The sequence below is a fragment of the Prosthecobacter dejongeii genome (assembly GCF_014203045.1).
Taxonomy (GTDB): domain Bacteria; phylum Verrucomicrobiota; class Verrucomicrobiia; order Verrucomicrobiales; family Verrucomicrobiaceae; genus Prosthecobacter; species Prosthecobacter dejongeii.
The window spans coordinates 98,539-119,549 of record NZ_JACHIF010000005.1; the positions used below are offsets into that span (position 1 = coordinate 98,539).

14 protein-coding genes are annotated in these 21,011 nt (G+C 59.6%); 9 read left to right on the forward strand and 5 right to left on the reverse strand.

All coding sequences use genetic code 11. From position 1 onward, the window contains the following. Positions 1-74 precede the first annotated feature (74 nt). Both HNQ64_RS13030 and trpD read right to left on the reverse strand, forming a co-directional pair. Positions 75-1,565 carry a PLP-dependent transferase gene (locus tag HNQ64_RS13030; protein WP_184209251.1) on the reverse strand — a complete coding sequence of 497 codons (1,491 nt, stop codon included), beginning with the start codon at positions 1,563-1,565 and terminating at the stop codon, positions 75-77. 929 nt (positions 1,566-2,494) lie between these two features. Beyond that, positions 2,495-3,532, reverse strand: coding sequence for an anthranilate phosphoribosyltransferase (trpD, locus tag HNQ64_RS13035; RefSeq protein WP_184209253.1), 1,038 nt, complete (start codon positions 3,530-3,532; stop codon positions 2,495-2,497). A 99-nt stretch (positions 3,533-3,631) separates the two neighbouring features. Here trpD and HNQ64_RS13040 point away from each other — a divergent pair, with 99 nt between their 5' ends. From HNQ64_RS13040 to HNQ64_RS13055, 4 genes are all read left to right on the forward strand, one after another. After that, entirely contained in the window at positions 3,632-5,422 is a 1,791-nt protein-coding gene (locus tag HNQ64_RS13040; protein WP_184209255.1) for an Hsp70 family protein, read from the forward strand. A gap of 54 nt (positions 5,423-5,476) precedes the next feature. After that, positions 5,477-6,187, forward strand: coding sequence for a transposase (locus HNQ64_RS13045; RefSeq protein ID WP_221305444.1), 711 nt, complete (start codon positions 5,477-5,479; stop codon positions 6,185-6,187). Positions 6,188-6,314: 127 nt separating this feature from the next. After that, positions 6,315-9,182, forward strand: coding sequence for a valine--tRNA ligase (locus HNQ64_RS13050; protein WP_184209257.1), 2,868 nt, complete (start codon positions 6,315-6,317; stop codon positions 9,180-9,182). 222 nt (positions 9,183-9,404) lie between these two features. Further along, a complete protein-coding gene (locus HNQ64_RS13055; protein ID WP_184209259.1) occupies positions 9,405-9,845 on the forward strand; it encodes a RidA family protein in 441 nt (146 codons plus the stop codon). A 159-nt stretch (positions 9,846-10,004) separates the two neighbouring features. Here the strand turns inward: HNQ64_RS13055 and HNQ64_RS13060 are convergent, their stop codons facing one another. Beyond that, a complete protein-coding gene (locus HNQ64_RS13060) occupies positions 10,005-10,427 on the reverse strand; it encodes a hypothetical protein (RefSeq protein ID WP_184209260.1) in 423 nt (140 codons plus the stop codon). A 2-nt stretch (positions 10,428-10,429) separates the two neighbouring features. Beyond that, positions 10,430-11,746 carry a sulfite oxidase gene (locus HNQ64_RS13065; protein WP_221305445.1) on the reverse strand — a complete coding sequence of 439 codons (1,317 nt, stop codon included), beginning with the start codon at positions 11,744-11,746 and terminating at the stop codon, positions 10,430-10,432. A gap of 128 nt (positions 11,747-11,874) precedes the next feature. On the opposite strand from HNQ64_RS13065, the gene HNQ64_RS13070 reads away from it, so the two are divergent. The 4 genes from HNQ64_RS13070 to HNQ64_RS13085 are packed head-to-tail and all read left to right on the forward strand — an operon-like array spanning position 11,875 to position 16,155. Further along, positions 11,875-13,320: a S41 family peptidase gene (locus tag HNQ64_RS13070; RefSeq protein WP_184209262.1), complete on the forward strand. Its 1,446-nt coding sequence runs from the start codon at positions 11,875-11,877 to the stop codon at positions 13,318-13,320. Between the two features lie 12 nt (positions 13,321-13,332). Next, entirely contained in the window at positions 13,333-14,016 is a 684-nt protein-coding gene (locus HNQ64_RS13075) for an SDR family oxidoreductase (RefSeq protein ID WP_343075895.1), read from the forward strand. A 59-nt stretch (positions 14,017-14,075) separates the two neighbouring features. Next, positions 14,076-15,545, forward strand: a complete 1,470-nt coding sequence (locus HNQ64_RS13080) for a sulfatase family protein (RefSeq protein ID WP_184209264.1) — start codon at positions 14,076-14,078, stop codon at positions 15,543-15,545. Positions 15,546-15,567: 22 nt separating this feature from the next. Then, entirely contained in the window at positions 15,568-16,155 is a 588-nt protein-coding gene (locus HNQ64_RS13085; RefSeq protein WP_184209266.1) for a hypothetical protein, read from the forward strand. A gap of 14 nt (positions 16,156-16,169) precedes the next feature. On the opposite strand, the gene HNQ64_RS13090 is transcribed toward HNQ64_RS13085, so the two are convergent. Continuing rightward, a complete protein-coding gene (locus tag HNQ64_RS13090; RefSeq protein ID WP_184209268.1) occupies positions 16,170-16,634 on the reverse strand; it encodes an EVE domain-containing protein in 465 nt (154 codons plus the stop codon). A gap of 189 nt (positions 16,635-16,823) precedes the next feature. Between HNQ64_RS13090 and HNQ64_RS13095 the strand changes: the two genes are divergently transcribed. Further along, on the forward strand, positions 16,824-20,228 hold the full coding sequence (locus HNQ64_RS13095; RefSeq protein WP_184209270.1) for a PVC-type heme-binding CxxCH protein: 3,405 nt from the start codon (positions 16,824-16,826) through the stop codon (positions 20,226-20,228). Positions 20,229-21,011: the final 783 nt, after the last annotated feature.

Genomic DNA, 21,011 nt, shown 5'->3' on the forward strand with positions numbered 1-21,011 from the left:
CGAGAGCGGTGTCGCCGAAGCCTCACGGCTCCGGCTTCTCTGCCACCGCACTCCGGGACGCTCCGCGCTTTTGGTTAGGCGTTCAGCGCTTCGTCGAAGCGGGTGATGAGATCGGCGATGTCTTCCAGGCCGGCGGATACGCGGATGAGATGGCGGGGCACGCCGCAGCTTTCGGCCCAGTCCAGTTCCTCATAGTGAGCGAGCAGGGTGTAGGGGCAGACGAGGGTGAAGTCGGTCCCCAGGCTGGGGCCTTTGCAGACTCGCAGAGCATCGTAAAATGGTGCGCTTGTGTTTGCGGCATCCTTCAGTACAAAGGAGAACAGGCAGCCGTAACCACCGCCTTCACGTCTCACGAATTCATAACCGGGCCCGCCCTGCTGCTTCGCATGCCACACACGCTCCACCTTCGGGTGCTGGGCCAGGTATTCCGCCAGGGCCAGGGCATTGCGGCTCATGGTCTCGGCACGCTGGACAAAGTCGCGCGAGTTTTGCTCCAGCGCCACCGCGTCTTCGAACCACAGCTCATGGTCCGCATGTTCTTTCAGAAAAGCGGAAAAGGCTACGTGATGTGGGGAGGCACGATTGAGGATAACACTGCCTGCGAGCACATCTCCCGCACCGGAAAAGCTTTTGGTTAGGCTGCTAGTCACCACATCAGCCACGCGGCAGGCATCCGCATGCACGGAGGTGGAAACCGTATCGTCAATGATGATAGGAACTTCCGGCTGTGTCTCAGCCCGGATGGCCAGCAGGCGCGGCAGGTCCACGCAGCGCAGCAGGGGATTGCTCGGCGCTTCGCAGAACAGCCCGGCGAGGGGTTCGCCCGCCAGGAGGATGCGCAGTTGTTCATACTCGCTGTCATCAATCAGCGGTAGGAAATGGGCTCCACTGCCGAAGGTCTGCTGAAGCTTCAGCACATCCACATAGGGAAAGTCCAGCTGCACTGTGCGGCTAGCTGGGCGCAGAGTGGTGAGCATGCGATGCACCGCATAATTTGCCGCCATGCCTGAGGGGAAAAGAAAGATGTCTTCTGGCTGCTGCCCGGCCAGATCAGCCAGCCGCTGACGGATCGCCGCACTGGCCGCAGCCCCGGCTTGGGCGGAGGTGCTGCTCGTCGTCTGGCCCAGCACATGCGCGGCCTGTCGGGTGCTCACCACTTCACCGCAAAAGCGCCAGAACTTGCGCGCTTTCACATAGGCCTCGGCAGGGAAAAGAGCCACGCCCAACTTCTGCTCGCGCCATTCCAAGGTACGCCCGGCAAAACCGTCGCGGGCGATGAACTCCAGGCAGCGTTGGGCATGAACTAGGCGCGGGAAAACGATGGCGCGCTCCCCCTCCTGTCCAATCTCCTTTTCTGCCTGGACAAACAGCGTGCTGATAGCGGGCGGGCAGCAAAAGCGCGGATATCCGGAGCGGAATTTGGAGACGACATCCGGATCCCCCTCTTCATAGCCCACGACATGCTTCCACAGCGGCAGGGAGACGCTGACTCCGAAGTCGTTGTCAGGCAGGGGAGATCCCAGGGAATCAGCTTCCCAGAGAGGATGGCGCAAAAGGTCAGACATGGCGGGAGGGCAAGCATTACGCGGCCCTGGCAGGCACTCAACTGCAATCCTGGGTGTTATTCCTGGCTTGCTTGAGACAGTCTCGGAGTGGCATACAGGGCAAGTCAATCAACTAACCCAAATGAGTCCAAAGTCCCTTCAAACTCATCCGCTCGACGAAGCGGCTTATGTGGCATTGCTTGTTGAGCCCATGAGAAATGTGACCGATATGGCAAATCCATTGCTCGACATATGGCCGTACGTTCATGCGATCCCATCGGCTCAGATGGGCGGACATGAACTATGGGATAAGTTCGTAGAGTTCATTTATCGTTCAGGGAACGACCGTTACGACTTGGTTCACGTTTGCACCCAGACCCCCAATGTATTTCTCGTCATTGTCGTGGACCGACGGCACGTTGTTATCCACGGGCATCGTCTCCTGGATTTCAATGAGCTTTATAGCGAGGTCTCTACCCAATGATCCACGAAATTTACAGCCTATCCGAGGAGGCCTGCCGTAATTTCCCTGATTCTATTCCAGGCCGTCCTGGCATGAGGATTGAGGCGTCCGGTCCATTTCGCCCAAATGGAGACGAAGCAACTGCCTCAACGTTTGTATTCAACAGAGGCCGGAGAAAAATTGTGTTTCAAAGCATTCCTCCACCTTTGCCTGCCAGCGAAGTTGGTGGTAGCCGGGATTTGCTTTTTTCCCTACTGTATGAGCGGAGAATATCCGGTGACTGGTTTGACCGAGACTTACGCGAGGTAAAAGCCATGCTGCGGCGCATGGGAGCTACATTGTTGGGATGCGGGCATGACTGCTATGAAGCAGAAATCGCCCGGAGGCGAGCCTTCTTCGGTGAGAATTCTGCCTCCACGAACAATTTATGATTCCCTGCGTCCGGCACAAAGACAATACCGCTACTACGAAGCCCTTGATTAACCCCTCAGCACCAGTCCCGCATGGTCACCATCTTGGCGTGGGCGGCGCCGCGATCGAGGAGGGATTCGGCGAGGGTTTTGCCTTCGGTGAGGTCGGGGGTGATGCCGGTGATGGCAAAGCCAGCAGCGGCATTCAGCACGGCGATGTCGCGTTTGGGGCCTTTGAGGGTGGCGCTGAGGATGCCTTCGATGATGGCGGCGTTTTCTGCGGCGTCGCCACCCACGAGGTCTTCGAGCGGCCCGGGGGTAAACCCGAGAGTGCTAGGATCAAGCGCGATGTCAGTCACTTTCCCCTCATTCACTTCGCAGATGTGGTTGTGGCCCAGGGTGGACAGTTCGTCCATGCCACCGCCACTTTGAGTCGTGCCGTGGACGACCCAGGCTTTTTTACGCCCCAGCGTGCGCAAGATCTCGCCAAAGGAGTGGGTGAGGGTGGGGTCAAACACACCCAGGAGCTGGTAATCGGGCCGGGCAGGGTTTAGCAGGGGGCCTAGGAGATTGAAGATGGAGCGCTGGCCTTCGCTGGCTAGGATCTTGCGGGCCTCTCCCACAGCCTTGAAGGCAGGGTGGTAAAGGGGGGCGAAGAAAAAGCCGAGGCCATTGGTCTCCATACCCCGCGCCACGCGGTCCACTGGCAGATCAATGCGGATGCCCAGGGCCTCCAGCACATCGGCTCCACCGGCCTTGCTGGTCACGCCGCGATTGCCATGCTTGGTCACGCACACACCGCCCGCGGCCAGGATGAACATGGCGGTGGTGGAAACATTGAAGAGGTGCAGCTTGTCCCCGCCCGTGCCCACCACGTCCAGCATGGGGCCGGGCAGTTTGGCGCGGTCCAGTCCTGGGTCCACGGCCAGGCGGAGGAATTCCTGGACGAAGGCGGCGATTTCAGCCGGGGTTTCGCCTTTTTTGGCCAGGGCCCGCAGCAGGTTGGCCTTGGTTTCCGCAGACTCTTCCGCATCCACCAGAAAGGCGGCGGCTTCGCGCACTTGGGCTTCGGTCAGGCTTTTGCCTTCTGCGAGGGGAGTGAGTAAGGTCTGCATGGGACGCGGATGCTGACAGAGGAGACCCCTTTTGGCAATCGCCAGCGCGCAACGATTCCTTGTCTTTCGGCTCAAGGCGTGGCTATGAGAGGAAAAAACATGCCTGATCCCTCTCCCATCCTCGGCATTGACCTCGGCACCACAAATTCCCTCGTTGGCGTGGTGGACAGCGGTTTTCCCATCCTCCTGGCGGATGAGCACGGCCAGCGGCTGACGCCCTCAGCGGTGCATTTCAGCCAGGACGGCGCTCGCACCGTCGGTGCCCCCGCTCTACGTCAGCGCGCGCTGGATCCGCAGCGCACCGTCACCAGTGTGAAGCGCCTCATCGGCCGCCGTGCGGGGGAGGGGGGCTGGCAGCCGCCCTATGACCTGCGTCAACTAGGTGTAACTCCCGTGGAAGTCTCTGCCGAGATCCTGCGGCGGTTGAAGGCCATCGCCGAACGGGCGCTGGAACAGCCGGTTTCGCGGGCAGTGATCACGGTTCCTGCCTACTTCAATGATGCCCAGCGCAATGCCACCAAGCAGGCAGGGGAGCTGGCCGGACTGACGGTGGAGCGCATCGTCAGCGAGCCCACCGCTGCGGCCCTGGCCTATGGCCTGGACAAGCTGGACGAGCGGAAAAAGATCGCCGTGTATGACCTTGGCGGTGGCACGTTTGACATCAGCGTGCTGGAGATGCGGGAGGGTGTCTTTCAGGTGCTGAGCACGGCAGGGGACACGCAGCTCGGAGGGGATGACCTAGACCGCGTCCTGGTGGAGCACGTTTTGCAAGGCACCCAGGGAGTGAGAGCTTTCAGCCCTCATGATGAGGCCAGGATGGCCTCACTCCTTGTCGCTGCTGAAGTGGCCAAAAAGCGCCTGTCTGCCGAGGAGAACACCCTCATTGAACTGCCCTTTTTCGATGGCGCGAACAGCCTCAGCCTGGAGATCAGCCGCACTGAATTTGAGAAGCTCATCCGTCCTTTGATTGAGCGCACCCGTGCCCACTGCCTGCGGGCCCTGAGCGATGCCGGGGTGAAGCCGGAAGAGCTGGATGAAGTCATCCTGGTGGGCGGCAGCACGCGCATCCCGCTGGTGCATCGTTACGTGGAGGAGATCTTTGGCCGCGCGCCGAACACTTCCCAAAATCCCGATGAAGCCGTGGCCCTGGGCGCGGTTATCCAGGCGGGAATTTTGAGCGGTTCTTTGAAAAATGTGCTGCTGCTGGATGTGACACCCTTGTCGTTAGGCATCGAGACCTTTGGCGGCCTCATGAACATCATCATCCCGCGCAACAGCACCATTCCCTGCAAGGCCGGGGAAATGTTTACCAATGCCGTGGCCAATCAGGCGGACATGCTCATCCGCGTGCTGCAGGGCGAGCGTGAATTGGCCAAGGACAACTGGGAGTTAGGCCGTGTGGAGGTTCCCTTTCCCCCAGGGCCGAAAGGCAGTGCCCGTGTGGGGGTGCAGTTCGCCATTGATGCCAATGGCATCCTGCAGGTGCTGGCCCGCGATACGGCCATGAACACGGACACTGTCCTGGAGATCCAAAACACAGCCGTCAATGTGGACGATGAGCGGGTGGAGCAGATGATCGCCGAGAGTGTGGAATACGCCTTTGAGGACATGAACGAGCGGGTGTGGACGGAGGCCCGGCTGAAGGCGGAGGAACTCCTTCCCGCCGTGGCTGCCGCGCTGGAGCAGTTCGGCGATGCGGTCACGGCTGAGGAACGTGCCGTCATCGAGACCGCCGCCGCGAAAGTCCGCACCGCCCTGGAGGCCCCCGAGCACGATGCCAAGGCCCTCAAAGCGGCTAATCAGGCCCTGGATGATGCCACCCAGGAACTGGCCGTTCGCCTGGTGGAGCAGGCGATGGAGGAGTCGCTAGTGAGGCGGGGATTGATTTGAGATTCAAGGAGTGAGGGCTTCCAGCCCTCTCAATCCCGCAGTCGCGGGACAGGGATGGCCTCACTCCTTGATGTCTGTGTTGCATCCTATTCATGCCCAATTAGCTTATCCTCAATGGATGGCCGCGATCATGAGTTCCATTACTTCAACCCACACAAGGACATTGTCAGGCAACATCATGTCCTTCCCCACTGGGAGCAAAATGAAGTCACGTATTTTGTCACATTTCGTCTGGCGGATTCCATCCCTCAGTCAAAACTTGGTCAGTGGAAGGCTGAACGAGAGGCTTGGATGGCTTTTCATCCTCCGCCGTGGACGTCTGATATCGAGGAAGAATACCACCAACGTTTTTCCAAGACCGTCGAACATTGGTTGGACCGGGGATATGGAGCATGCGTTCTCCGGGAGCCCGAATGTGCACGGATCGTCGATTCAGCCCTAAATTTCTTTGAAGATAACCGATCTATTCGTCATGCATCGGTTGTCATGCCCAATCACGTTCACGTACTGTTCACTCCCATCAAAGGCCATCGTTTAAGTGACATTCTCCACTCTTGGAAGAGCTTCACCGCTAACAAGATCAATCCAAAATTCGATACCCAAGGTAACCTTTGGCAACGAACTTACTTTGATCGAATCGTGCGTAGTTCAGATCATTTTGGAAATTGTGTCCGCTACATCCGCCGCAATCCCGAAAAAGCAGCACTCAAACCTCAGGAATACTGCCATTTTGAATCAGAATGGGTTCGCAGCCTCGATATCTAACAAGGAGTGAGGCCATCTTGGCCTCATCATGAGGGCTGGAAGCCCTCACTCCTTGAGTCGTTGCGGCGTGTCTTCTCCGCTCGCCATTTGCAAAAGGCGCAGTTTCCCCCATCTTGGCGGCCCTTTTATGCCTGAACTGCCCAAGACCTACACGCCGAGCGAAGCCGAAGAACGCTGGTACCAGCGCTGGCTGGACGACAAGTGCTTTGAAGCCGACCCGGCCCGCGTCAGCGAAAAACGTCCGGCTTACTCCATCGTCATTCCGCCGCCGAACGTCACGGGCATCCTCACCCTGGGCCACGTGCTGAATAACACCATTCAGGACATCCTCTGCCGCCGCGCCCGCATGCTGGGCAAGGAAGTGCTGTGGCTTCCCGGCACGGACCACGCCGGCATCGCCACCCAGAACGTGGTGGAAAAGACCCTCAAGAAGCAGGGTGTGATCAAGCATCGCGACGACCTGGGCCGCGAGAAGCTGGTGGAAAAAATCTGGGAGTGGAAGGACAAGCACGGCGGCATCATCATCCAGCAGCTCAAGAAACTGGGCGCGTCCTGCGACTGGAGCCGCGAGCGTTTCACCTTCGATGAAGACTACAACCGCTGCGTGATGCAGGTGTTTGTGGACCTTTATAAAAAAGGCCACATCTACCGTGGCAAACGCATGGTGAACTGGTGCCCCTCCTCCCTCACCGCGCTGAGCGATGAGGAAGTGGAGATGAAGCAGCAGAACGGCTTCATGTATCATTTCAAGGTGCAGGTGGTGGAGGAGCCGGATACCTGGCTGACCATCGCGACCACGCGACCTGAAACGATTCCTGGCGACACCGCCGTGGCCGTGAACCCGAACGATGAGCGCTACAAGCACCTCATCGGCAAACACATCCGCCGCCCGCTGCCGCTGGAAAACCAGGCTGCCATCCCGATCGTAGGGGATGAGCACGTGGATTTCGAATTCGGCACCGGCGTGCTGAAGGTGACCCCGGCGCATGACAAGGCTGACTTTGAGATCGGCCAGCGTCACAACCTGGAGATCATTGATGTGCTGCATCCGAATGCCGTACTCAATGACCTCGCAGGCGTGGACCTCGCCGGACTGGATCGCTTCGAAGGCCGCAAGAAAGCCGTCGAGCTGCTGAAGGAAATGGAGGCCCTCATCAAAGAGGAGCCGCATCAGAACAACGTCGGTTATTCCGAGCGTGCCGGCGTGCCCATCGAGCCTCGCCTCAGCGAGCAGTGGTTCCTCAAATACCCAAGCGTGCAGGCCTCCCAGGACGTGGTGGCCCAGGGCGAGATGAAGTTTTATCCCGACCGCTGGGCCAAGGTGTACGACCATTGGATGGGCGGCCTACAGGACTGGTGCATCAGCCGTCAGGTGTGGTGGGGCCATCGCGTGCCGGTGTGGTATCGCGATGAAGAAGTCTATTGTGGTGTGGATGCGCCAGAGGGCGAAGGTTGGACCCAAGACCCCGACGTGCTCGATACTTGGTTCTCCTCCTGGCTGTGGCCGTTTGCCACCATGGGCTGGCCTAACAAGACGGATGACCTGAAGGCCTTCTACCCGACCACCGATCTGGTGACCGGACCGGACATCATCTTCTTCTGGGTGGCCCGCATGATCATGGCGGGGTATGAATACATGGGTGAGATGCCGTTCAAAAACGTGTACTTCACCGGCATCATTCGAGATAAAAATGGGGCAAAGATGTCCAAAAGTTTGGGCAATTCGCCCGACCCCATTGCATTGATCAATGGCTACAGCGCAGATGCTCTCCGATTCGGGATGATGCGTTCCACGCCGCTAGGCCAAGATATGATCTTTGAAGATCGTGAATTTGACAAATACGGAAAAGAAAAGCGTTACGATTTCGAGGCCAATCCTCTGAGTCCGGGGCGGTTCCCTCAAATTGAGCTGGGCCGCAACTTCTGCACAAAGCTGTGGAACGCTGCCCGCTTCCGTCAGATGCAGTCCGGCGTAGAAGCGACGCCCTCGTCGCTTGATCCGGTGAACGAGGCGCCCTCGCCTCGCCGCTTCGACCGCGAACTGGAAATCAATCCCGCCCTGCTCTCCAGCGACGACAAGTGGATCCTGCTGCGTCTGAACGCGGCGATTGCCGAAGTCACCACCGCTCTGGATGAATACCGTTTCAGTGACGCCACGGCCACGCTCTACCGCTTCTTCTGGAGCGAGTACTGTGACTGGTATGTGGAGGCCTCCAAGGCGGTGCTGCAAGGGGGTGCTGGGAAAGAAAGCGGCGAGGGCGCCGCTGACACCGGATTAAGCGACGGGGGCGTCGCTTCTACGGCTGAAGGCGTCGCTTCGACGCGCCGGGAGAACACCCTGGCGGTGATTGACTTCGTGTTGGGCCACACCCTGCGCCTGTTCCATCCCTTCCTACCTTTCATCACGGAAGAGCTGTGGCACGGCATGGGCTTCAATGAAGACCTGCCGGAAAACCAGGGCGGCAAGAGCATCATGTTCGCGCCTTGGCCGAAGCCCCTGGACGCCGATGAACTCGCCTACTTTGGCATCCTGCCGGAAGACGAAAAAGCGGCTAACGAAAAGTATGAAGCCGTCAATCTAGGCCGTGGCCTGAAGAGCAGCTTCAACATCACCAAGAAGGTGCGCTTCGTCCTCAAGCCGAACCAGGAACTACCTGCGCATGAGATCGAAGTGCTGCGCATCCTGCTCAATGCGGAGCCGCTGGATGTGGATGCCAACTACGCTGCGCCGAAAGGCACGCCTAGCGCGCTCACCCCGCTGGGCACCATCTACCTGCCGCTCGATGGCCTCATTGACGTGGACGCCGAACGCGCCCGCATCACCAAGGAACTCGACAAAACCAATGCCGAACTCCAGAAGGTTTGCGCCAAACTGGCGGATGAAAACTTCACCGCCAAAGTCCCGCAGAAAGTGCTGGATGAGCACCAGCAGCGGAAAGCCGACTGGAAAGAGAAGAAGGCCAAGCTCGAAGAGATGATGAGCGCGCTCGGCTGACGTGGTGAGCGTCAAGAGGTCAAGAGGTCAAAAGTGACGGGAACCCCGCTCTTCCTCTTGACCTTCCCTTGACCAGCAAAGCCTTGACTCCTTGACTCCTTGACTCCTTGCCCTCCGTCTCCATACCCAAGTAACCTCTCCTGACCCTTTCTTGACGGTAAAGCCTTGACCTCTTGACCTCCCCCCAAGCCTGCCTCATCTCGCACCCTCACTCATCCCACCATGTCCTACCAAAAAAACGCCGAAGCCCAGGGAATCGTCTTTGAAAAGCAGACCCCGGGTTACCTCAATCTCTGCATCAAGTCTGGCAATCAGCTCCTCACCTCCGGCCACGTCAGTGACCTCAAGGGCAAGCTGGGCGATGGCACCACGGTGGATGCCGGTTATCAGGCCGCCCGCAACTGCGTGGAGAAGATCCTGAAATCCGTCTGGAACACTCACGGCACACTGGATGGTCTGCGCGTGATCAAAGTGCTAGGCTGTGTGAACTCCACCCAAGACTTCACAGATCAGCACCTAGTTATCAATGGAGCCTCCGATCTGCTGCACGTGATCTTTGGCAAAGACGGCGATGGTTATCATGCCCGCAGCGCTCTGGGTTTTGCCCAACTTCCTACCGGGGCCGCCGTGGAAGTGGAGGCCATCTTTGAGATTGTGGCCTAGCTGTTAAAACATCCTACACTGATTTCCAAAAATCGGCGGCGGGGTGGGCCGATTGGCGGTCGCCTCAAGCGGTCCTTGGCTGTTATCCTCAAAATAGCAGCCCACGCGCTCACATGAGCGTGCTTCTTTGGAATAGAAGTTGGTTAGGCTCGGGGCCTGCTACTTTGCGGGCGGCTTGATGAGGCCTTGCTGTTTTTTCGCCTCGGCTTCCAGCTTGGCCTCACTGGCGTAGGGATTTGGCGGCATGAGCGTGGCGGGGATGGGGGCACGCCGATAGTTGGCGGTATCGCCCGGGCCGTAGTGGGTGGCCAGGTATTGGACGATCTTTTTTTCCACGTCGGGCTCCAGTTTCCACAGGCCGCCATTGGTCTGCATCCAAGTGAGGACGGAGGTCCAGTTGGCCTCAGTGGCTTTTTGGCGGAGGAAGGTCTGGGAGGAATGGCAGATGATGCAGTGGTTCCGCACGATCTCCCAGTCTGGGGCTATCTTCATGCCGGTGACGGGATCAAGGGGCACGTCTTCCGCCTGCAAAGCGGGGAGGCAAAGCAGGGCAAGGGCGAGGCTGCGGAAGAAAGGGCTCATGGTTAGACGGCCTGGATGGCAACCCTGTGGCAGGTGTTGTTGAGATAACCTTCCGGGTTCCAGCCGGGCAGGACCATGGGCTGGCTGCGGCCCTGGCTATCGGTGGCGCGGGCCCAGATCTCATAGTAGCCTTTTTGGGGCAGTTTTAGCTCTGCCTTCCAGTGCTGCCAGGCGTAGCGATTGCTCGCGGCACGCAGATCGGCCTCATGCCAGGTGATGCCAAAATCCACAGAGACATGCACCTCGCTGATGTCGCCCTCGCCCGTCCAGGCATGACCACGGATGCTGAGGAAGTCCCCCGTGGGGTGGGTGCTGCCGGACTTGGGGAAGGTGACCAGGGACTTCACGGGCATGGCAGCGATGATGTCCATGTCTTCGGCAGGCACCTTGGTGCCGGGGGCCACGGGATAACGCGGCATGCGGTAGGAGTGGCCCTTCATCTTTTCCCCATCATGCTCGCGGTCGCGGATGACGATGCGCTTCACCCATTTGCCACAGGTGGAGGCCGCCCAGCCGCCGAACATCAGCCGCAGCGGGTGGCCGTTTTCCAGCGGCAGATCTTCGCCGTTCATGGCGAAGACCAGGAGGGACTCATCCTCCAGTGCTTTTTTGATGGGGACACCGCGAGAGATGGCGGCCTTTTGGATGTCACCCGAGAGATGCAAATCGGCCCCGTAGTAGCCGATGTAAACGGCGTCGGGCTTGATGCCAGCGTGCTCCAGGACATCGCGCAGGCGAACGCCCGTCCAGGTGGGGCAGCCGACTCCGCCGGTGGTCCATTGATTGCCCGTGGCGGGAGGATTGAATTCACTGCGGCCATTGCCCGCGCACTCCAGCACCATTTGCAGGGTGTGATGTGGGAACTTTTCCTTCAGCTCTTTCAGGGTGAGCGTGACTGGTTTCACGCAGCTTTCGCCAGCGATTTCCAAGGTCCATGTTTCCGGGTTCAGTAGCTCAGGGGCCGGGGCCAGTCCGTTGTTGCGGACGAAGAGGTACTTGGCCGGGGTGATCTCGTCATCCAGCAGGTGGGCGGGTGTTTCGGCCACGAGGGGGCGATTATTAAAGACCGAAAGAGCTTCTTTGCCTGGGATGGGCTGGGGAGCTGCGTTTTGAGCCAGCGCAGCAGGGACGAGCCCAGCAGGCATTTGATCGCCAAACACGATTTCGGCCCCAAGAGCGGCGGTCATGGAGGCCAGGCTGAGACGGCTCATGAATCCACGGCGATTCAGCGAGGCAGCAGGCTGCTCTGCGGGTGCCGCACGGGGATGCGGGCGCGGGCCCTTGAGGGGGAGGAGCGGCTGAGGGGCGGGAAAATCCATGGGAATAAAACGTCGCCAGAGGTCTGTTTTTCAATGGGAAGATGGAGGAAGTTTGTGGGGACCCGAAGTCTGGGGCAGGGGATATTTTTCCTCTGTCGCTTTGGCTGCGGATGATGCACTGTTTTCCCATGCGCATTGTTTTGGCTCCTTGCATCTACTTGGCCGCAGGCCTCAGCCTCCAGGCAGCCAGCCCGGTGGCCGCACCCGCCCCTGCCGCTCCAACGCCCCCCAAGCCTGCCGCCACCACCCCAGCCGCTCCTAAAAAGGAGGACGCGCCCGCGAAAGCTGCCGCCGTGCCGCCGCCCACCCCAGCGCCCAAACCGCCGCCGCAGGATGCCTACCGGCAGATGGAGTTGCTCACTCGGGCCATGGAAACCATCCGCCAGAGTTATGTGGATGAGTCCAAAATCACCTATGAGGAACTGGTGGAAGGTGCGTTGGAAGGCATGTTGCGCCGCCTGGATCCGCATTGCGAATACATGGGCCGCAGCCTCTTTGAGGACATGCAGCGGGAGCAGAGCGATACCTCAGAAGGTGTGGGCATCACCGTTTCCCTGCGGGACGGCACATTGACGATCATCACCGTGCGCGATGACGGCCCCGCCGCCCGTGCCGGGGTGCTGGCCGGGGACCAGATGGTGCGCATCGGCGAGGTGCTGACGGACAGTGTGGGTGTGGCCGAGGCGGTGCAACTCCTGCAAGGCAAGGCCGGCGAAAGCATGAAGCTCACCGTGCGCCGCCCTGGCACGCGGCAGTTTCTGGAGTTCAGTCTGGTGCGTGAAACGCTCATCGAGACCTCCGTCCATGATGCCATGCTGCTGGTGCCAAAACTGGCGGGTGATTACAAGGTGGGCTATGCGCGCATTTCACAATACACTCAATCCACCACGCGGGATTTGAGCGAGGCATTGGATGAACTGGAAAAGGCAGGCATGCAGGCCTTTGTGCTGGATCTGCGTAACAATCCCGGTGGCCTGCTGGACAGTGCCGTGGCGGTGTGTGGCGAATTCCTGCCCGAAGGCACGGTGGTGGTGACGACGGAGGGGCGCATCGCTTCCCAAAATCCGCCGCCTTACCGCACGCCCTCACGCGATGGTAAAAAGCCGCGCCGCTACCCCATCGCGGTGCTGATCAATCACGGCAGCGCCAGCGCGGCGGAGATCACCGCCGGTGCTTTGCAGGATCTGAAACGCGCCATCGTGGTGGGCACCACCAGCTTCGGCAAAGGCTCCGTCCAGAGCATCCTGCCCATGAAAAACGGGGCTGCCATGCGCCTCACCACGGCCAAGTATTACACGCCGAGCCATCGCACCATCCATGAACATGGGGTGGAGCCTAACATTGTCTCTGTTCTCACCACCGATGAAGAAATGAAGGTGGCCAAGTGGCGCAATAACCACGGCACGGGTGAGGCGGCGGCCATCGAGATCGCCAATCTGGGCGACCGCCAACTGGAGCGCGCGGTGGATGCGCTGAAGGGCGTGCTTGTGTTTGATTCCTTTCAGGCCAAGGCCAAACCCGTGGCCCCGCCGGATGTGCCGCGTGCCCTGCCAGCCAAGGAAGATGCGCCTTAAAGCTTCGCTCACGTGTCTTTCCAAGATCCGGCTCCCCGCGCTTCCCCCATCGCCCTCATCACGGGTGGTGAGGGCGATTTGGCCAAGGCCATGCGTACGGAACTGGAGGCTCAGGGGTGGCTAGTGCATGTGCCGAGCCGCATGAAAATGGATGTGACGGACAAGTCCCAGGTGCAGGCCGTCATGGGCGCGCTGCCACGCCTGGACCTGCTCATTCACAATGCTGGTTTTTTGCGAGATGCCAGCCTGCTGAAGATGACGGAGAGTGACTTTCATGAGGTGCTGCAGGTGCATCTCAAAGGGGCATTTCTCACGGCGCAAGCGGCTCTCAAAATCATGGTCAAGCAGCGTCACGGACACATCGTGACGATCGGTTCCTTCAGCGCCTTATCGGCTCCAGCAGGGCAGGCGAACTATGCGGCAGCCAAGGCGGGCTTGATCGCGCTGACGCAAAGCTTAGCGGCGGAATACGGGCCGAGAAACATCCGCGCTAACTGCGTGCTGCCGGGTTTTCTGGAAACGAAAATGAGCCAACCTCTGCTAGAGAAACAGCGTCCACAGATCAAGGCCGCGCATGCCCTGGGACGGCTCAACACCCCGCAGGAGGCTGCACGTTTCATCGCCTTTCTGCACACCATGGAAAACGTCAGCGGTCAGGTGTTTCAGCTGGATAGTCGGGTGCATCGTTGGGTTTAAAAAGTCAGTCGGTGAAGTTCCTGCAAGCCCTGCGGTTTTGCGTCGTTGATGTGCGTTCCATGAGTTTGCGTCGCCTGTGTTTTTCCGCTTTTGTTCTGCTTCCCTGTGCTTTGCTCAGTGCGGCGAAGCCTAACCTGATCCTCATCAACATAGACGATTTGGGGTATGCTGATATCGGGCCATTTGGTTCCAGCAATGCCACGCCGCATCTGGATCGCATGGCGAAGGAGGGGATGAAGCTGACCAGTCACTATGCGGCCCCGGTTTGCAGTCCTTCGCGGGCTTCATTGCTGACAGGCTGCTACCCGAAACGGGTGCTGCCCATTCCTCATGTGTTATTCCCCGGCGCGGCGGTGGGCCTGAGCGGAGATGAAACGACAATCGCGGAAGTGCTGAAGGAAGCGGGCTATCAAACCGCCTGTGTGGGCAAATGGCATGTGGGGGACCAGCCTGAGTTTCTGCCCACCGCGCAGGGTTTCGATAGTTACTACGGCATCCCTTATTCCAACGACATGGGCCCGGGGGTGGATGGCTCCAAGAGCAATCCTGGTAAGCCGCTGCCGCAGCCGAAAGGGCAGGCAAAAAAGAAAGCGATAGCCGTGAACGATGAGACGGGGATCAAGGGCCCCACGCAGCCGCCATTGCCATTGCTAGAGAATCACAACGTGATCGAACGGGTGAAGGCAGCGGAGCAGTTCACCGTGACTCAGCGCTACACGGACAAGGTGTGTGACATCATCCGCCAGAACAAGGATGGCCCTTTCTTCATCTACATGCCGCACACAGCAGTGCACTTCCCGCTTTATCCCTCGAAGGAGTTCATGGGCAAGTCACCGAATGGTTTGTTAGGCGACTGGGCGCAGGAGGTAGATGCGAGTGTGGGCCAGGTGCTGAACGTTCTGCGGGAGCTGAAGCTGGACACGAATACGCTGGTCGTCTTCACCAGTGACAATGGGGGCTCTATCCCGCATGGGTCGAACAACCAGCCGCTGCGCGGCAGCAAAGGCCAGACCTACGAGGGTGGCATCCGCGTCTGCACGCTGGCCTGGTGGCCGGGGAAAGTACCGTCTGGCTCGCGGACGGAGGAGGTCACCAGCCACATGGACTGGCTGCCCACCTTTGCGGCCTTGGCTGAAGCCAAGCTGCCCACACGCAAGCTGGATGGCAAAGATCTCTCGCCTCTGCTTCAAGGCCAAAATGGTGCGACCGGGCATGACGTGTTCCATTATTACCGGGGCTTTCAGTTGCAGGCCGTACGTGGCGGCCCTTGGAAGCTGCATCTGGAGAAGGGAGAGCTTTATCACCTAGGCCAGGACATCGCCGAGGAGAAAAATGTGGCGGCGCAATACCCCGACGAAGTCAAACGCCTGCGTGCCCTGGCGGACGCGATGAAAGATGACCTGGGCCTGGATGGACCTGATGCTCCAGGCGTGCGCCCGCTGGGCCGTGTGGCGAATCCACAGCCCCTCATCCGTGCCGACGGCACCGTGCGCGTGGGTTTTGATGGCGTGGTGAAGAAGCTGCCTTGATTCGTCTTTAGCCTAACCAAACATGATGAAACGACTTATTTTTGCAGCCCTTTTGTTTTCCTCCTACCTCTTCGCAGCGGAGGAGCTTCTGAAGGATGACTTTGCCAATCCCAAGCTGGAAACACGCAGAGCCTCGCGAGGAGAGTGGAAGTTCGTGGAAGGCATAGCCACTTGCACCCAGGATGATGAGCTTTACAAAAAGTTCAAAAACCACGGCCCCATCATCTTCTATGATTTAGGGTATGAAGATGCGACGATTCGCTTCAGCTACCAGGCGGATGCGGCGGTGAAGAGTTTGGTCTTCACCTCGAATGGAGAAGATGGGCACATCTTCCGGTTTGTCACGGGGCCTAAGAGCACGGGGATCCGCGCTTTCCCCATAGACGCGAAGGATCACAAATCCATCTCGCTGGGGACAGAAGGGCCGGCTTTGAAACCAGGCGCTTGGGTGCCCGTGGTAGTGACTTTAAAAGGGACGAAGGCCACGGTGAAGATGGGCGATTTTGAGCATACCTATGAGCATTCCAGCCTTGCACGACCCAAGACCAATTTGAGCATCGGTTTCAGTTTTGGGACCGTCCGTGTGAAGGAGGTGAGGGTGGAGAAGTAGGTCTCTGCGTCACCTCATAGCCCGCCCAGTTCACAGATTTTTTCCCAGTGCTTGAGCTCCACGGCTGTGATGGAGAGGCGGTTGCCTTTGCGGAGAATGAGCATGTCGGCCAGGGTGGGCTCGGCACGCAGCATTTCTAGGGTGACGAAGGTCTTGAAGGCAGCTTCCCACTTCACATCCACCATGAGCCAGCGGGGTTCTTCCTGCTTGCTACCTGGGTCGAAGTATTCGGAGGAGGGATCAAACTGGGTGTGGTCGGGGTAGGCTTCTTTGACGATCTTGACGATGCCAGCAATGCCGGGGACGGGGCAACTGCTGTGGTAGAAGAAACCGAGGTCGCCCAGGGCCATTTCGTCGCGCATCATGTTGCGCACCTGGTAGTTGCGCACGCCGTTCCAGGGTTCGGTTTTCTTTGGACGTTTTTTCAAGTCGTCGAAGGAGAAAACGTCGGGTTCGGATTTGAGCAGCCAGTAACGCATGGGCGCAGGAAATACACGCAAGTGCTGGAAAGGGAATGCTGAAAATGCGGTTTGGGGCGTCTTCTTGGCCCGGATCTGGGCAAAAGGGCTGCATGGAGGGCCTGCCAGTGGCGTATTTTTTAGCCTGCGATTCGTTGGAGAAGCCTTGACCCTCCTCCCGGCTCCGAGTTTACTCGCCATCCCACCGTCATGTCCTGTCGCCTCACCCTTTCTCTTTTGCTCTGCACCGGCGCTGCCTGGGCTTCCCAGCCCAAGTCCGCTTCTGATCTGCCTGATCCGAACCCTGAAGTGCAGAAGGCAGGTTTCGTCGTGCCCGAGGGGCTGGAAGTGACGCTGTGGGCGCAGGAGCCCATGATCGCCAAACCGGTGCAGATGAACTGGGATGCCCAGGGCCGCCTGTGGGTGGTGAGCAGCTCCACTTACCCCCAGATCAAGCCGGGCGATGCGACCAAGGACCAAGTGGTGGTGCTGGAAGACACCGATGGCGATGGCAAGGCGGACAAGTCCACCGTCTTTGCGGAAGATCTACACATCCCCACGGGGGTGATCCCGGGCGATGGCGGAGCCTACGTGGCGAACTCGACGGAGGTGCTGTTTCTCAAGGACACGAATGGAGACCTGAAGGCGGACGAACGCACCGTGGTGCTGAGCGGCTTTGGCACGGAGGATACGCACCACCTGCTGCACACCATGCGGCACACGCCAGAGGGGCTGCTGTCCTTCCTTCAGTCCATTTACATTCATAGCCACATCGAGACCCCCCACGGGGTGCGTCGTCTCATGGGCGGTGGGGTGTGGGAATTCCGCCCGGAAACGCGCCGCCTGGAAGTCATCAGCAAAGGACTCATCAACCCATGGGGTTATGAATTTGACCAGTGGGGCCAGTCCTTCGCCACAGATGGTGCGGGCGGTGAAGGCCTGAACTACATCTTCCCAGGCAGCGTTTTCAAAACTTCCCCTGGGGCTAAACGGACCCTCAGCGGCATGAGCCCCGGCCAGCCGAAGCAGTGTGGTCTGGATGTGCTGGATGATCCACATTGGCCTGAAGAATGGCAGGGCACCTGGGTGACCAATGACTTCCGTGGCAATCGTGTGAATCGTTTTAAAGTCACGCCAAGTGGCAGCGGCTACGTGGCCAAGCAGGAGGCCGATGTGCTGGCCTCCAACCACCGCGCTTTCCGCCCCATTGACATTCGTGTGGGGCCCGATGGCGCGCTGTACATTGCCGATTGGTACAACCCCATTATCCAGCACGGGGAAGTGGACTTCCGCGACCCACGTCGCGATCTCGTCCATGGCCGTATCTGGCGGATCACGGCTAAGGGCCGCCCGCTGAGCGTGGTGCCGAAGATCGTCGGTGCGCCTGTGCCGGAGCTTTTGGAAATGCTGAAGAGCAACCGCAAATGGACGCGCCATTTTGCCAAGCAGGAGCTGCGGGCTCGCGGTGTGGCGGAGGTGATGCCCGTGCTGAAAACCTGGCCAGATGCACTGGACAAAGCGGCTCCTGATTACTGGCACACCTTGCTGGAGGTGGCCTGGGCACGTGAGGGACTGAATCGTTTTTCCCCGAAGCTGTGGCGTGACCTGTATGCCAGCCCAGATGCCCGTGTGCGTGCCGCTGCCTTGCGCATCCTCTCCCACCGCTGGCGCGAGCTGCCAGATGCGATGGAACTGCTGAAAAAAGGCGTGGCCGATGAGAACGCGCAGGTGCGCCTGTGGGCCCTGTCGGTGCTTTCAGACATGCGTCAGCCAAAGGCCTTCGAACTGGCTCTGAAGGTGCTGGATCAAAACATGGATGAGAGCCTGGACTTCCTTTTGGAACTGACGGCCCGTGAGCAGGCGGATGTGTGGATGCCCCTGGCTCTGAAGGGCGACCTGAAGCTGAACGATAACCCCAAGCACCTCGTCTATGCGATGAAGGCCACAGGCCGCAGTGATGCGCTGAAGCCGCTGCTGGTGTCTCTGAAAGCGGGTAAACTGGCGGCTGATGACGCGGCAGCTGTGATGGCGATGGCGGGTGATGCTGCCGATGCCGCGCAGGCACGGGAGATCGCCGAATTGGTAAATGACCCCGCCATGTCCGACAAGGTCGTGGGTCTCATGGATGCCCTGGTGAAAGCTGGCAGCACCCGGTCCGTGAAACCGGAAGGGGCAGAGGCCATCGTGATCGCTTGGTTACAAAGCCCACGGGCTGAGATCGTGCACCGCGCCACCATCTTGGCCGGGGCGTGGAAGATTGAATCTGCCCGTGAGACCTTGCAGAGCATCTTGGTGAAACCAGACACGGTCCCTGCGATCCGCGATGGCGCGGTGCAAGGCCTGGCGAAACTGGGTGGTGCCAAGTCGCGTGACTTCTTCAACCAAGTGTTCCAGGAACAGGCGGGCCTGCGCAGCCTGGCCGTTCAGGGCCTGACCGATACAGGGCCGCAGATCGCTGCCCAGCGCGCCATCGAGTTTTTCGCCACAGCAAAGACGGCGGAAGAAGCCGCGCCGATCCTGACTGCGTTCCTGAAAAACAAGCAGCTCCCTGGCGTCCTGGCCAAGGAACTCGCAGGCAAGACCATCCCTGACTATGTGGCCGTGGAGGCCATTCGCATGGTGTCCACTCGCGGCATCAAAGGTCCGTTGGAAGAGGCGCTGCGCACGGCCGGTGGGGTGAAGCAGATGAACCAATCCCTGACGCCTGAGCAGATGGCCACGCTGGTGGCCAAGGTGAAGGACCAGGGCAATGCGGCCCGTGGGGAGCAGATCTACCGCCGTCAGCAGTTGCTCTGCCAGACCTGCCACGCCATCGGCGACGCTGGGGGTGTTCTGGGGCCTAATCTTGTGAGCATCGGCGGCAGTGCCCCGGTGGATTACTTGATTGAGAGCCTGCTGGAACCCAGCAAGAAGATCAAAGAAGGCTATCACATGATCATCATCGGCACGCACGATGGCAAGGTGATCAGCGGTGGGCTGGTGCAGGACGGCGGCGATGAAGTCATCATCCGCGATCCTTCCAATCAGATGCAGAAAGTGCCCAAGGCCCAAATCGCCAGCCGCCAGATGAGTCCCGCCAGCATGATGCCTCCGGGCCTGACCGCCAGCTTACGTGAAGATGAGTTTGTGGACCTGGTGCGTTTTCTTTCCGAACTGGGTCGCGAGGGTGACTACAAGATCAAACCGAACCGCTACGTGCGCACCTGGCGCGTCATGGGCACCATGACCCAGGAGGCTGTGGATCACGTGCGCCACGTGGGCCTGCCTGCGCTGCATGAGAAAGACGGCAGCTACCCGTGGCAGCTCCTCTTCTCTCAGGTCAATGGGGAAGTGCCCCTGAGCGAGATCCAGCAGATCAAAATGTACCCTTGGTTCCCCAAGATCATCCAATTCAGCTTGAAGCTGGACAGCCCCGGCAAGGTGAAGCTGGGCCTCAGCAGCACCCAGGCGGTGGAAGTGGTGGTGGGGGATGCGACGGTGAAAGAGATTGCCCCAGAAATCACGCTGGACCTACCTGCGGGCACGCATCCAGTGAGTGTGGTGATTGGCAAAGACGCCGGTGAACTCGCCACCTTCCGGGTGGAGGTTTTGGATGGAGCGGTGACGCTCCAGTAAGTCGTTTTCAAAGAGTCTTTTGATCAAGCCCGGACGCCGCAAGGTGTCCGGGCTTTTGGTTAGGGGGCTCGCTAGAAAAAGGGCTTTGAGAGTGGAGGCGGGATTCGGGAGCGAACGATGATTGCTGGCATCCTTCCAGGATGCGACTCTGAGTGAAGGGGCGTTTTTGGCCTAACCAGGGGTGCGTTCGCTAGGGGTCACGGACCCCTGGCTACCCGCTGCGATGCCTCCGGCATCGGGGGACAGAGCGGGCGGACTCATGACTCGGAGAGTGATGGATACTGCACCTGCGGACGTGCTCGTTTCCCGCCCCACTGCGCATGGGGGCCATGCGCCCTACCTTCAACCTGCCGCCCCCGCCCCGGAAGGGCGGAAGAAGGTAGCCGGACTGAAGCAGGCACGACCATGCACGGGATGTTTGGGGCGATCCTTCTCGCGCCCCTCCAGGGCGCAACCCGTGTTGTCACACGTGGCGTTAGGTGTCCGGGGGTTCTCGCTCGCCAAGCCTCGCTCCACCCCCGGCTACCGGCTTTCGCCCCTCCGGGGCGTAGGGAACGGCCCCGTTCGCAAGTACAGTATTCATCACTCTCCGAGTGATGCGTCTGCCCCAAGGCGCACCGTCCGCCCTGGAGCGCACATGCGCCTGTTCCGCGACTGCGGGATCTAGCGTGCTAAGTTTTGCGCCTCGCAAACCTCCGCAGCGGGGTGGATTGATGCGTTATTTGTTAGGTTCGGAGTTTTTGATGCACGAATTTTAGTCCAGTAAGGCGAGGGGTGTGAGTG

What these genes read in the sequence shown, in the direction of transcription:
- HNQ64_RS13030 (WP_184209251.1), bottom strand. Translation starts at nt 1,565, where the DNA reads ATGTCTGACCTTTTGCGCCATCCTCTCTGGGAAGCTGATTCCCTGGGA.
- trpD (WP_184209253.1), bottom strand. Translation starts at nt 3,532, where the DNA reads ATGCAGACCTTACTCACTCCCCTCGCAGAAGGCAAAAGCCTGACCGAA.
- HNQ64_RS13040 (WP_184209255.1), top strand. Translation starts at nt 3,632, where the DNA reads ATGCCTGATCCCTCTCCCATCCTCGGCATTGACCTCGGCACCACAAAT.
- HNQ64_RS13045 (WP_221305444.1), top strand. Translation starts at nt 5,477, where the DNA reads ATGGCCTCACTCCTTGATGTCTGTGTTGCATCCTATTCATGCCCAATT.
- HNQ64_RS13050 (WP_184209257.1), top strand. Translation starts at nt 6,315, where the DNA reads ATGCCTGAACTGCCCAAGACCTACACGCCGAGCGAAGCCGAAGAACGC.
- HNQ64_RS13055 (WP_184209259.1), top strand. Translation starts at nt 9,405, where the DNA reads ATGTCCTACCAAAAAAACGCCGAAGCCCAGGGAATCGTCTTTGAAAAG.
- HNQ64_RS13060 (WP_184209260.1), bottom strand. Translation starts at nt 10,427, where the DNA reads ATGAGCCCTTTCTTCCGCAGCCTCGCCCTTGCCCTGCTTTGCCTCCCC.
- HNQ64_RS13065 (WP_221305445.1), bottom strand. Translation starts at nt 11,746, where the DNA reads ATGGATTTTCCCGCCCCTCAGCCGCTCCTCCCCCTCAAGGGCCCGCGC.
- HNQ64_RS13070 (WP_184209262.1), top strand. Translation starts at nt 11,875, where the DNA reads ATGCGCATTGTTTTGGCTCCTTGCATCTACTTGGCCGCAGGCCTCAGC.
- HNQ64_RS13080 (WP_184209264.1), top strand. Translation starts at nt 14,076, where the DNA reads ATGAGTTTGCGTCGCCTGTGTTTTTCCGCTTTTGTTCTGCTTCCCTGT.
- HNQ64_RS13085 (WP_184209266.1), top strand. Translation starts at nt 15,568, where the DNA reads ATGATGAAACGACTTATTTTTGCAGCCCTTTTGTTTTCCTCCTACCTC.
- HNQ64_RS13090 (WP_184209268.1), bottom strand. Translation starts at nt 16,634, where the DNA reads ATGCGTTACTGGCTGCTCAAATCCGAACCCGACGTTTTCTCCTTCGAC.
- HNQ64_RS13095 (WP_184209270.1), top strand. Translation starts at nt 16,824, where the DNA reads ATGTCCTGTCGCCTCACCCTTTCTCTTTTGCTCTGCACCGGCGCTGCC.